11 protein-coding genes are annotated in these 11,822 nt (G+C 63.2%); 8 read left to right on the forward strand and 3 right to left on the reverse strand.

The features are described from left to right. The first annotated feature begins 1 nt into the window (after window position 1). From casA to cas2e, 7 genes are all read left to right on the forward strand, one after another. Window positions 2–1,606: a type I-E CRISPR-associated protein Cse1/CasA gene (casA, locus tag QCE73_RS33460; RefSeq protein ID WP_309885229.1), complete on the forward strand. Its 1,605-nt coding sequence runs from the start codon at window positions 2–4 to the stop codon at window positions 1,604–1,606. Continuing rightward, entirely contained in the window at window positions 1,593–2,222 is a 630-nt protein-coding gene (gene casB, locus QCE73_RS33465) for a type I-E CRISPR-associated protein Cse2/CasB (protein ID WP_309885230.1), read from the forward strand. The genes casA and casB overlap by 14 nt, the downstream gene beginning before the upstream one ends. A gap of 17 nt (window positions 2,223–2,239) precedes the next feature. After that, window positions 2,240–3,421 (forward strand): type I-E CRISPR-associated protein Cas7/Cse4/CasC, encoded by a 1,182-nt coding sequence (gene cas7e, locus QCE73_RS33470; protein WP_309885231.1) that lies wholly within the window; start codon window positions 2,240–2,242, stop codon window positions 3,419–3,421. 1 nt (window position 3,422) lies between these two features. Then, complete coding sequence (gene cas5e, locus QCE73_RS33475) at window positions 3,423–4,142, forward strand: type I-E CRISPR-associated protein Cas5/CasD (protein WP_309885232.1); 720 nt, start codon at window positions 3,423–3,425, stop codon at window positions 4,140–4,142. Continuing rightward, on the forward strand, window positions 4,139–4,903 hold the full coding sequence (gene cas6e / locus QCE73_RS33480) for a type I-E CRISPR-associated protein Cas6/Cse3/CasE (protein ID WP_309885233.1): 765 nt from the start codon (window positions 4,139–4,141) through the stop codon (window positions 4,901–4,903). Before cas5e ends, cas6e begins: the two co-directional genes overlap by 4 nt. Window position 4,904: 1 nt before the next feature. After that, complete coding sequence (locus QCE73_RS33485; protein ID WP_309885234.1) at window positions 4,905–5,264, forward strand: hypothetical protein; 360 nt, start codon at window positions 4,905–4,907, stop codon at window positions 5,262–5,264. 113 nt (window positions 5,265–5,377) lie between these two features. Beyond that, the gene (gene cas2e / locus QCE73_RS33490; protein WP_309885235.1) at window positions 5,378–5,680 is read left to right on the forward strand and encodes a type I-E CRISPR-associated endoribonuclease Cas2e; all 303 of its coding nucleotides are present in this window, start codon (window positions 5,378–5,380) and stop codon (window positions 5,678–5,680) included. An 847-nt stretch (window positions 5,681–6,527) separates the two neighbouring features. On the opposite strand, the gene betA is transcribed toward cas2e, so the two are convergent. The 3 genes from betA to betI are packed head-to-tail and all read right to left on the reverse strand — an operon-like array spanning window position 6,528 to window position 10,345. Further along, complete coding sequence (gene betA, locus QCE73_RS33495) at window positions 6,528–8,246, reverse strand: choline dehydrogenase (protein WP_309885236.1); 1,719 nt, start codon at window positions 8,244–8,246, stop codon at window positions 6,528–6,530. 12 nt (window positions 8,247–8,258) lie between these two features. Next, a complete protein-coding gene (gene betB, locus QCE73_RS33500; protein WP_309885237.1) occupies window positions 8,259–9,728 on the reverse strand; it encodes a betaine-aldehyde dehydrogenase in 1,470 nt (489 codons plus the stop codon). A gap of 29 nt (window positions 9,729–9,757) precedes the next feature. Continuing rightward, the gene (gene betI, locus QCE73_RS33505; RefSeq protein WP_035502635.1) at window positions 9,758–10,345 is read right to left on the reverse strand and encodes a transcriptional regulator BetI; all 588 of its coding nucleotides are present in this window, start codon (window positions 10,343–10,345) and stop codon (window positions 9,758–9,760) included. A gap of 237 nt (window positions 10,346–10,582) precedes the next feature. On the opposite strand from betI, the gene fdhA reads away from it, so the two are divergent. Beyond that, window positions 10,583–11,779, forward strand: a complete 1,197-nt coding sequence (gene fdhA, locus QCE73_RS33510) for a formaldehyde dehydrogenase, glutathione-independent (RefSeq protein WP_035502631.1) — start codon at window positions 10,583–10,585, stop codon at window positions 11,777–11,779. Window positions 11,780–11,822: the final 43 nt, after the last annotated feature.

An 11,822-nucleotide genomic window follows, 5' to 3' on the forward strand; every position in this document is an offset into this window, starting at 1 on the left:
CATGCACATCCAATTCAGCTTGCTCGATCACGCGCTGATTCGCTACCGCACCGGCAATCGACAGGAACGGCAGGCGACATTGCCGGAACTGCTGGTCGCCTTCAACGATGACGAAGTGTGCGATTTTCCCGCATTGCGTCCACATCAGCGTCATCCGTGGCATGCGCTTCTCGTGCACCTTGCGGCGATCGCGCTTCATGCGGCGAGGCGTGAGACGCCTTTCGAAAGCGCCGACGAATGGCGCGCAGCGCTGCTTGCATTGACGCCCGAAGATAGCGACGGCGCGGCGTTCTCGCTTGTCGCGCCGGACGATCGTCCCGCCTTTTTGCAGGCGCCGTGCGAGCGTGGGGCGTCGCGTAAGTGGAACAAGCGGATTCCGACGCCCGATGCGCTCGATATGCTGGTGACATCGAGGAATCACGATCTCAAGGCCCAACGCATGATTCGTGCACAAGCCGAGGACTGGATCTACGCGCTCGTCAGCTTGCAGACGCAAGAGGGTTTTCTCGGTGCGGGCAACTACGGCATTTCGCGGATGAACGGCGGTTTCTCCAGTCGTCCGGCGTGCGGCGTGGTGCCGGCCGGGCGCTGGGGGAGGCGCTGGGCGCGTGACGTGCAAGTTCTGCTCCGCAACCGCGACGAACTCATAACGCACTTCGAACTAAAGGGCAAAGGCGGCATAGCACTCGTATGGCTTCGGCCCTGGGATGGCGCGAGCAGCCTTTCCTTCACCGAACTCGATCCCTTCTATATCGAAGTGTGCCGGCGCGTGCGCTTGCAGGCGCAAGGTGAAACGCTCGGCGCGATCGCCACGACCAGCAAGGTTGTGCGCATCGCCGCGAAGGAGCGTTGCGGCAATACGGGCGATGCCTGGACGCCGATCAACACGGCAGAGGGCAAGGCGCTGTCGATCACGGCGAAAGGCTTCGACTATACGCTCGCGAGCACACTCGCGTTTTCGGAAAGCAAATTCACGCCGACCATCGCGAACGAGCTGTCGGACGACGACGGAAACGAAGGCTTGTTCATCCTCGCTCAAGGTATTGCGCGCGGTCAGGGGAAGACCGAGGGCTATCACGAAAGGCGCATTCCCATCACGAAGAAGATGCGCGACTTAATGCTGCGACGAAATCGCGATGAGATAGCCACGGCGGCGAAAGAGCGCATCGAAGAAATCAGCGATGTCCGCAAGACGCTGTGGAGCGCCTTGTGCGCGCTCCTGGGCAATGGTGATCAGAGCGTGAGCGACGATACCAAGAACAAGGCCAACCGATTTGCCAAGGCGTTCGAGCAAGAAGAAGACCGGCGCTTCTTCGACGATCTCAGCAAGGAAATCGAAGCCGACGACAGAATCGTCGAACACGACCAATGGCTCTGCGCGCTCGCCGATCGTGCTGACGCCGTACTGGAGCAAGCATTCATCGCGGGACCGCGCAGCGCGGAACGCATTCATCGCGCACGAGGCGCGGCGCTTTCGCGCTTTCACGGTGGCCTGCGTTCCGCGAAGGCGCCGCCCCGAATCGCTCGCGTGTTGAAACAGCGCGATGAAGCGCGCAGAGCCGCACGATCCGAATCGTTCGAAGAGGTTTCAAATGTCTCAAATTGAAGACGTCGCGCCGCGCACATGGCGCGTCTCGAGCAGTCAGGCGCAAGCACTCGCCCATTTCATCGAAGCCGGCAGACAAGGCGAAGGCGCGCTGAAGGCCGACCATGTTGCGCTCAAGCGTCTCATCCCGGATGCCGAATCGCTGACCGTGCAGCAGATTGCGGCCCTCACACGGGCTTTGCGACGCGCGAAAGTGGATTGCGAGCAATTGAGCGTCGAGGGCTGGAAGCGATGGGCGGTGATCGTGAACGGCATCGCCCTGACGGGCCATCACATCGCGAGGAAAGGTGAGGAAAAGCCGAACTCGCGATTCGGATTCCAGTTGAGGCGCGCGGGTGTGTCCGATGCGCGCGTCAACCGGCTTTTCAACGCGCGTGGCGACGCGTTCTTCCCGCTCCTGCAACGTGTCCTTCGCTTGATGCAAAGTAGAAAGGTCGAGCCGAACTGGGCCGAACTGGGCACGTTCGTCCTCAACGAAGGCGCGGAACATGCCAGGGGTAAGCGCTGGGCAGAAGCATCGCGCATCAGGTTTGTCCAAGACTACACGAACGCCAAACCCGAAAGCGCGCAAAAGCCACGACCGCCCGCGCACGGAAATACGCCTACTCCTCAATAGGAACAGAAGGACCAAACATGACTCAACCGCGCTTCATCCAGATCCACACGCTGCAAAGCTATTCCGCCGCGCTTCTCAATCGTGACGACGCGGGCCTTGCCAAACGTCTCCCGATGGGCGATGCCATCCGCACGCGTATTTCGTCGCAATGTCTCAAGCGGCACTGGCGCACGGCGGACGATCATCATGCGCTCGCGAGGCTCGGCGTGCCGATGGCCGTTCGCTCGCGCATCACGCTCACGATGATCCGTGATGAACTGATCAAGCAGAACGTGCCGGAGGTCCTCGCTCAGACCGCAGCCGAAGCCTTGCGCGATGCAGGCCTGCTCGACAAAGGCGGAAAAAAGCTCAAAGGAAAGGATGCGTTGGAAACCGGGCAGGCCGTTTTGCTCGGCAAGGCGGAAATCGACTATCTCGTGCAGCGCTGCGCGACGCTGGCGCGAGAGTGTCAGGACGAAGCTGCGCTGACCTCCGCAGTGGCGGGATTTCTCAAGGACGAAAAGTCGAACATCGAAGCGCTCAAGCACGGCAGTGGGCTCGAGGCGGCGCTTTTCGGTCGCATGGTCACATCGGATGTGCTCGCATCGCGCGATGCCGCCGTGTATGTCGCGCACGCGTTCACCGTCCACGAAGCGCAGGTGGAGAACGACTATTTCACCGTCGTCGACGATCTCTTGAGCGAATCTGGCGAACGCGGCTCGGCAGGCATCTTCGACACTGAACTCGCGTCGGGTCTCTACTATGGCTATGTCGTCGTGGACGTGCCGCAACTGGTGGCGAATCTCGAAGGCATCGGCATGGCCGAGTGCTTCGATGCGCATCCCGAACGACGCGAACTGGCGGGACAGGTCGTCAACAGTCTGCTGCATCTGATCGCGACCGTCAGTCCCGGCGCGAAGCGCGGTTCTACCGCGCCGTTTGGTCACGCGAGCCTGATGCTCGTCGAAACGGGCGACTGGCAGCCGCGCAGTCTCGCGGGCGCGTTCGAAACGGCGCTGAAGCTGAAGGGCGCGAATATCCGCGAGCAGGCGATCCGGCAACTCGCGCGCGAAATCGAAAAGCACGACGCAGCGTACGGCGCGCCGCTGGATCGACGGTATCTCGCGCTCGATGATGAGACGCCAATGCCGAAGGCCCAACGCCTCACACTCGATCAACTCGGCAAGTGGGTTCAGAATCGCATCGTCGAAGGAGCGTGAAATGTCCCGACATTTGCTGATGCGCCTGCGCGCACCGCTCGTGGCGTTCGGCGGCGAAACGATCGACAGCTACGGCGTGATTCGCGACTTTCCGGCCTTATCGATGGTGACCGGCCTGATTGCCAATGCGCTCGGTTACGGTCGCGGCGACTTCGCGTTGCACGACCGCTTGCAGGCGCGCATCGTGATGGGCACGCGGCTCGATGCCGGCGGCACGCGGCTCGTCGACTTTCAGACGGCGCAGCTCAACAGGCGCGACGAGGCATGGACGACGCATCGCGAGCCCGAGACGCGTCAGGGCGGTGAGGACTCGTACAAGAGCCCGCACTTGCGCCATCGCGAGTATCACGCGGATCTCGACGCGCTCGTCGCCATTCGGCTCGAACCGGCCAACGAGCAACCGACGCTCGATGACGTCGCGCTCGCGCTGGATCGACCGAAGCGTCCGCTCTTCATCGGTCGCAAGCCTTGTCTGCCGACGACGCGTGTGTTCATCGACATGATCAATGCCGATGACGTGCTCGGCGCGCTCCAACAGGCGCCCGCGCCCGAACTGCCCGATTTCCGCTTTCAGTGGCCCGAAGGCGAAGGGACGCTGGCGCATTCGCAATGGCGTGATGTCTGCGATGAACGCAACTGGCGAACCGGCGTTCATGGCGGATGGCGGCGCGTGCTCGAAGGCCGCGGCCAAGCATCGAACTCGCCGGAGCGATCCGCATGACCGCCTTCAACCTGATGCACTGTCAACCTGATTCGCGCAAGCTCGTGCTGTGGGCATCCCGGCAAGGCTGGCTGCCGGCGGGCGGCGATCTCGGTTATGCATTGCATGCGGCGCTCCATCGCGTGTTCGGTGAGCGGGTGCCGAAACCCTTTTACTATCGCGATGCGCGTGCGGGCCTCCTAGCCTACACGCGAAGTTCGGCCGAAGAACTGCACGATGCGGCTGCGTTGTGCGCGGCGCCCGATCTGGCCGACGCGTTGGGTCTCGACGCAGGTCCGCGCAGTCCGGGCCTTGGCGTGCGTGCGTTCCCGCTGCGATGGAACGCGGGCCGTGTGCTCGGCTTCGAGGTTCGCGTGCGGCCCATGCGCCGCTACAAGACGGAGGATCGCGAGCACGGGACCGAGCGCGATGCGTATCGTGAAGACGAAGCGCGCGCGGAAGATGAGAAGGACCTCACGCGCGAGGCAGTCTATGCACGATGGCTTGCCGAGCAGTTCGGGACCACCGGCGCCGCGAAATTGATCGAAGCTCGTATGACGCGCTTTCAGCTCACGCCGGTTCTGCGCCGGACACAGCCGGGCGGGCAGGGCGACCGAGGCCGCAAGGCACGCACGATCATCGGTCCGGATGCCACGTTCAGCGGGCACCTGCGCGTCGAGGATACGGAGGCGTTCGCACGATTGCTCATGCGCGGCGTCGGGCGTCATCGCGCGTTCGGGTTTGGGATGCTGCTGCTCAAGCCCGCGTCGATATCGCCATGAGTTGCGCGATGAACCCGTGCTGAAGGGGCGTCTCGGACTCGATACGTCGCGCGTTCCGCATGTGGATCGTCACGGTCTCGTGTGGCTCGAGCGTGGCGAGTTGAACGTGATCGACGGATGTCTGCATTTCTCGAGCGGGCACTACGTCGATCAGGCGATCAATCATGCTGCGACGGCAGTGCAGGCGGCGGCCGTCATCGCCGTGCAGGCGCTCGCTGCGATACCGCAGCTCGGGTTCATCCACGAGGATTCGGGGCAGGCGCTCGTGCTCGATATCGCCGACCTCTTTCGCGATGACATCACGCTTTCGATCGCGCTCGCCGCCGTGAAGGAAACCCGGGCGGAGCGATCAGACTGTTGACCGGCCGGTGCGGCGTGAGGCGGCGCGCGTGTTTCGCAAGAGGGCGGTTATCCCGGCGATGATCGATCGCGTGAAGCAGGTGTTGCGTCTGGACGAGAAGCCGGAGGAAAGCGATGGCGCTGGTCGTGGTAGTGACGCGTGATGTCGCGGACCGGTTTCGCGGCTTTCTCGCGTCGGTGATGCTGGAGGTGTCGGCGGGGGTGTATGTCGCGCCGCGCATGAACAAGGGCGTGCGCGAAAGGACCTGGTCCGTGCTTGCCGATTGGCATGGGCATGAACCGCGAGGCAGTGTCGTGATGGCGTGGCGGGATCTGGATGCAGTGGGCGGCATCGGGACCGCGCAGCTCGGCGCGCCGCCGCGAGCGCTGGTCGATGTCGATGGGATGTATATCGTGCGGCGCTTGATGGTGGGGTAGAGGCGCGATTTGTTCTTTGAAAATTTGGGTTTTGAGATTGGGTCGGAATGGGGGATTTGCCTTTCTGTTCATGTGGTTATGGGGGAGGGGTTCCTCCGCGTGCGCGGAGATAGACCGCCTCGGCTTATCTGAACGTCCCGCATGATGTGGGTTCCTCCGCGTGCGCGGAGATAGACCCAGTGGTTTGTATTTGGTCGAGATCGTGCCGGGGGTTCCTCCGCGTGCGCGGAGATAGACCCCAATGATGCGTGACGGCCGCCTGTTCACGATGGGTTGCTCCACGTGCGCAGAGATAGACCCAACAAGAACGTGAAATCGCTGCCCGAAGAGTAGGTTCCTCCGCGTGCGCGGAGATAGACCCGCGGCTTACAAGGACTTGAAGTTCGACAAGCTGGTTCCTCCGCGTGCGCGGAGATAGACCGCAAGGACTCACGCAGCTGTCGACGTTTCAACCGGCTCCTCCGCGTACGTGAAGATAGACCGGACTACGCGGCGCCGATTTTCCGCCGCGTCGAGGTTCCTCCGCGTGCGCGGAGATAGACCCGCGGGTGTTGCGGCGTATGGCGGGTCGCAAGGGGTTTCTCCGGGTACGCGGAGATAGACCTCAGAGTGGTTATCAGCTCGATAACTCGGGACCGGTTCCTCGGCGTGTGCGGAGTTAGACCCATGATGGTGATGGGCGCCACGATGGCGCTGGGGGTTCCTCCGCGTGCGCGGAGATAGACCGGCTCACGCACGATGAGGGGCCACCATCCACCGGTTCCTCCGCGTACGCGGAGATAGACCTGCAATCAACCCCGGCGCGCAAATCGACATCGGGCTCCTGCGCCCAAGCGGAGCTTTCCCCTCACCCCCTTACTTCCCCAATCTCCCCCCGAACAACCTCGACCACCTCCCTTCGCACCCTAGCCCGTTTCCCATTCGCCACGAAATACGGCGTATCGACCCGCTCCAACGCCTCCCTCCCTCGAACCCGATCCGCAATCTTCTCCGCCAACATGATCGTCGGCGCATTGAGATTCCCCGTCGTGATCTGCGGCATGATCGAAGCATCGACGACGCGCAGTCCTTCCATCCCATGCACGCGTCCTTCCCCATCGACGACGGCCATATCGTCATAACCCATCTTGCACGAACACGAAGGATGAAAAGCCGTCTCCGCCTTCGCTCGCACGAACGCATCGAGTTCCGCGTCGCTCTTCAGATCGTCGGAAGGATGAAGCTCGCGACCGCGATAACGCCCAAGCGCAGGCTGACGCATGATCTCCCGCGTGATGCGGATCGCGTCGCGGAACTCGCGCCAGTCGAGCGGATCGGCCATGTAGTTGAAAAGGATGGCGGGATGCGCATTCGGATCGCGTGACTTGAGCTTCACGTGTCCGCGACTCGGCGAGCGCATCGATCCGACATGCGCCTGGAACCCGTGCGTCCTGATCGGATTCGATCCGTTGTAGTTGATCGCCACCGGCAGAAAGTGATACTGGATGTTGGGCCAGAGATCATCGTCGCGCGTACGGATGAAGCCGCCCGCTTCGAACTGATTGCTCGCGCCGATGCCCGTACCGTTCAGCATCCACTCGAGCCCGATCCCCGGCTGATTCCACCACTGCAACGCCGGATACAAGGACACAGGCTCCTTGCATTCGTATTGCATGTACATCTCCAGGTGATCCTGTAAGTTCTCACCGACACCCGGCAGATCGTGCACCACCGGAATCTCCAGTTCCTTCAGCCAGTCCGCACGCCCGACGCCCGAACGTTGCAGCAACTGCGGCGAAGCGATCGCGCCGCTGCACACGAGCACCTCGCGTCGCACATGCGCCGTGACGCGCTGTCCGCCATGCAGATACGCGACGCCGATCGCACGCTTGCCCGAAAACAGCACGCGGTCAGTCGTTGCATGCGTGACGATCGTGAGATTGCCGCGATGTTTCGCGCGATCCAGATACCCGCGCGCCGTACTCGCACGCCGTCCGTTCGCGGTCACGGTGCGATCCATCGGGCCGAAGCCTTCCTGCTGATAACCGTTCAGATCTTCAGTGCGCGGATAACCCGCCTGCACGCCGGCCTCGACCATCGCGGCGAACAGCGGATTATTGCCGGGCTTGCTCGTCGTCACATGCACGGGGCCATCGCCGCCGTGATACGCATTCGGGCCGATATCGCGTGTCTCCGCCTTCCGGAAATACGGCAGGCAGTCGAGGTAACTCCAGTCATCGAGCCCCGGCATCGACGCCCAGTTGTCGTAGTCGAGCGCATTGCCGCGGATATAGCACATGCCATTAATGAGCGACGATCCGCCCAGCCCCTTGCCGCGTCCGCATTCCATCCGACGGTTGTTCATATGCGGTTCGGGCTCGGTTTCATACGCCCAGTTGTAGCGCCGCCCCTGCAGCGGATAAGCCAGCGCCGCAGGCATTTGCGTGCGGAAGTCGAAGCGATAGTCCGGCCCGCCCGCTTCGAGCAGCAGCACGGTTACGTCCTCGTCTTCGGTGAGACGCGACGCGAGCACGTTGCCCGCCGATCCCGCGCCGACGATGATGTAGTCGTATTCGTTCGCGCTCATCGCAAATACTCCTTAAAACACGGGCTGATAGGGGCCGAGTTCGACCTGCACGGACTTGATGCGCGTATAGGCATGCAACGTGACGATGCCGTTCTCGCGACCGATGCCCGATTGCTTGTAGCCGCCCACGGGCATTTCCGCCGGCGATTCGCCCCACGTATTGATCCAGCAAATCCCCGCTTCGAGCCGATGAATCACGCGATGCGCACGCGACAGGTTCTCCGTCACGATGCCAGCCGCAAGACCGTAGTCCGTATCGTTGGCGCGCGCGATGACTTCGTCTTCGTCATCGAATGCAAGAATGCTCATCACGGGGCCGAAGATTTCCTCCCGCACGATGCGCATGTCGTCGCGACAATCGGCGAACACGGTCGGCTCGACATACTGGCCGCGAGCAAACGCGCCATCGGTCATGCGCGCGCCGCCCGCGACGAGACGCGCGCCTTCGCGCTTGCCGCTATCGATGAAGCCGAGCACCTTCTGCAATTGCGCCGCGCTCACGAGCGGCCCGAAGTTGGTATGCGGATCATCGGGCGCGCCGATGCGAATGCGCTTCACGCGCTCCAGAACCAGCGCTTCGAACCTGTCGATGACGCCGCGTTCCACGAACACGCGCGTGCCGTTCGTGCACACCTGTCCCGAGCTGAAGAAGTTCGCGCTCATCGCGATATCGGCGGCGCGTTCGAGATTCGCATCGTCGAAGACGATGAGCGGCGACTTGCCGCCGAGCTCCATCGTCACTTCCTTGAGCGTCGAGCCGCCTGCGCGCGCCATCACCTTCTTGCCCGTCTCGACGCCGCCCGTGAACGAAATCTTCTCGATGCCGGCATGTTCGGCGAGCATCGCACCGACGCGGCCATCGCCCTGCACGACATTGAAGACGCCCGCGGGCACGCCCGCGTCGGTGTAGATCTCCGCGAGCTTCAGCGCGGTCAACGGCGTGACTTCGCTCGGCTTGAAGATCATCGCGTTGCCCGCGGCGAGCGCAGGCGCGGACTTCCAGCATGCGATCTGAATCGGGTAATTCCACGCGCCGATGCCCGCGCACACGCCGAGCGGTTCGCGCCGCGTATAGACGAACGACGTTTCCCGCAGCGGAATCTGCTCGCCTTCGATGGCCGTCGCGAGGCCCGCGTAATACTCGATGACATCCGCGCCCGTGACGATATCGACGGCGCGCGTCTCCGCGATCGGCTTGCCGGTATCGCGCGTCTCGATCGCGGCGAGTTCGTCGTTGCGCGCGCGAAGCAGCTCGACCGCGCGGCGCAGGATGCGCGAGCGCTGCATCGCGGTCATCGCGGCCCATTCGCGCTGGCCTTCACGCGCCGATCGCACCGCGCGATCAATGTCCGCCTCCGATGCCTGCTGCACGCGCGCGAGCGTTTCGCCCGTCGTGGGATCGAGCGTGTCGAAGATTTCGCCGCTCGTCGCATCGACGTATTCGCCGCCGATATAAAGCCGTTGCTCTCCGAATGCGGACATGTCGCGCTCCTTTGCTTGAATGTGGGTGATCAGCCGCGCGCTTCCAGCACGAGGTCGATGTAGTCGTAGGCGAGTCGCAGCGCGCCCTTCGTATCGAATGGTTCGCCCGCGAGCGCGCCGCGCAGCCACAGGCCGTCGATCAGCGCGGCGAGACCGCTTGCGGCGCGGCGTGCGGCCGGCTTCGTCAATGCTCGCGCGAAATCCGCACACAGGTTCGAGTTCAGGCGCCGCGTGTTCACGCGTTGCAGCCGCCGCAATTCCGGCTTGTGCATGCTTTCCGACCAGAACGCGAGCCAGGTTTTCATGACCGGTCCGTTCACCTGTTCGACATCGAAGTTCGCCGCGACGACCGCGCGCAGCTTCGAGCGCGGATCGGGCTTCGCGGCCTTGCGCCGGCGCGACGTGCCCTGCCACAGCGAGCGCAGCACATGACGCATCGTGGCTTCGAGCAGGCCGTCCTTGTCGCCGAAATAGTGACTGACGATGCCCGTCGATGTGCTCGCGCGCTGCGCGACCGAGGCGAGCGTCGCGCCCGCGAGTCCGGATTGATCGATGGTGTGCAGCGTGGCGTCGATGAGTTGCGCGCGGCGGATTTCGCGCATTCCGAGCTTGGGCATGGCGGTTCTGTAACGGATGATTTGCGCCGATACTAGTTTTTTTATTTTGAACGGTCAATCAATAAAAACCGGGTCGAAAGGCTTTCGGGGCGCGATGTCGGTTTCAGTCAAACGCGCGTCGCATTGAGTGACAGTCGCGGCTGTGCGAGAGCGCTACCCTCGTTGCACGGGCGCGATGACCCGATGAAGTGCGGCGGACTTATCGCGCGTGCCGTCCACGAAACATGGAGACGATCAATGAGCAGCAATCGCGGCGTCGTTTATCTGGGGCAGGGCAAGGTCGAAGTGCAATCCATCGACTATCCGAAAATGGTCGATCCACGCGGCCGCGACATCGGTCACGGCGTCATTCTGAAAGTAGTCAGCACCAATATCTGCGGCTCGGACCAGCACATGGTGCGCGGGCGCACGACCGCGCAGGTCGGCCTCGTGCTCGGTCACGAGATCACGGGCGAGGTCATCGAAGTCGGGCGCGACGTCGAAACGCTATCGGTCGGCGATCTCGTTTCGGTGCCGTTCAATGTCGCGTGCGGCCGCTGTCCGACTTGCAAGGCGCAGCACACGGGCGTGTGCCTGAACGTGAATCCGTCGCGGGCGGGCGGCGCGTACGGTTATGTCGATATGGGCGGCTGGATCGGCGGACAGGCGGAATACGTGATGGTCCCGTACGCGGACTTCAATCTGCTGAAGTTTCCCGACAAGGCGCAGGCGATGTCGAAGATTCGCGATCTCACCTGCCTCTCCGACATTCTTCCGACGGGCTATCACGGCGCCGTGATGGCGGGCGTCGGACCGGGCTCGACGGTGTATATCGCGGGCGCGGGTCCTGTCGGGATGGCGGCGGCCGCATCGGCGCGCATCCTGGGCGCGGCGTGCACGATCGTCGGCGACATGAACGAGGAGCGTCTCGCGCACGCGCGCGCGATGGGCTTCGAGACGATCAATCTGTCGAACGACGCGACGCTCGGCGAGCAGATCGAGCAGATACTCGGCAAGCCGGAAGTGGACTGCGCGGTCGATTGCGTGGGCTTCGAGGCGCACGGCCACGGCAGCGACAGCGGCCACGAAGCGCCCGCGACCGTGCTCAATTCGCTGATGGAAATCACGAAGGCGGCGGGCGCGATCGGCATTCCGGGTCTCTACGTGACCGACGATCCGGGCGCCGTCGATGCCGCCGCGAGGAAGGGCAGCCTGAGCATCCGCTTCGGCCTCGGCTGGGCGAAGTCGCACTCGTTCCATACCGGGCAGACGCCGGTCATGAAGTACAACCGCAATCTGATGCAGGCGATTCTGTGGGACCGTCTGCCGATCGCGGATATCGTCAACGTGACGGTGGTGTCGCTCGATGAAGCGCCGGATGGTTATCGCAAGTTCGATGGCGGTGCGCCGCGCAAGTTCGTCATCGATCCGCACGGGCTGCTGAAGGCGGCTTGAGGTCGTTTGCCCCTGCGGTTTTTTCGACCGCAGGGGCGTTTGT

The sequence above is a fragment of the Caballeronia sp. LZ029 genome (assembly GCF_031451275.1).
Taxonomy (GTDB): Bacteria; Pseudomonadota; Gammaproteobacteria; order Burkholderiales; family Burkholderiaceae; genus Caballeronia; species Caballeronia jiangsuensis.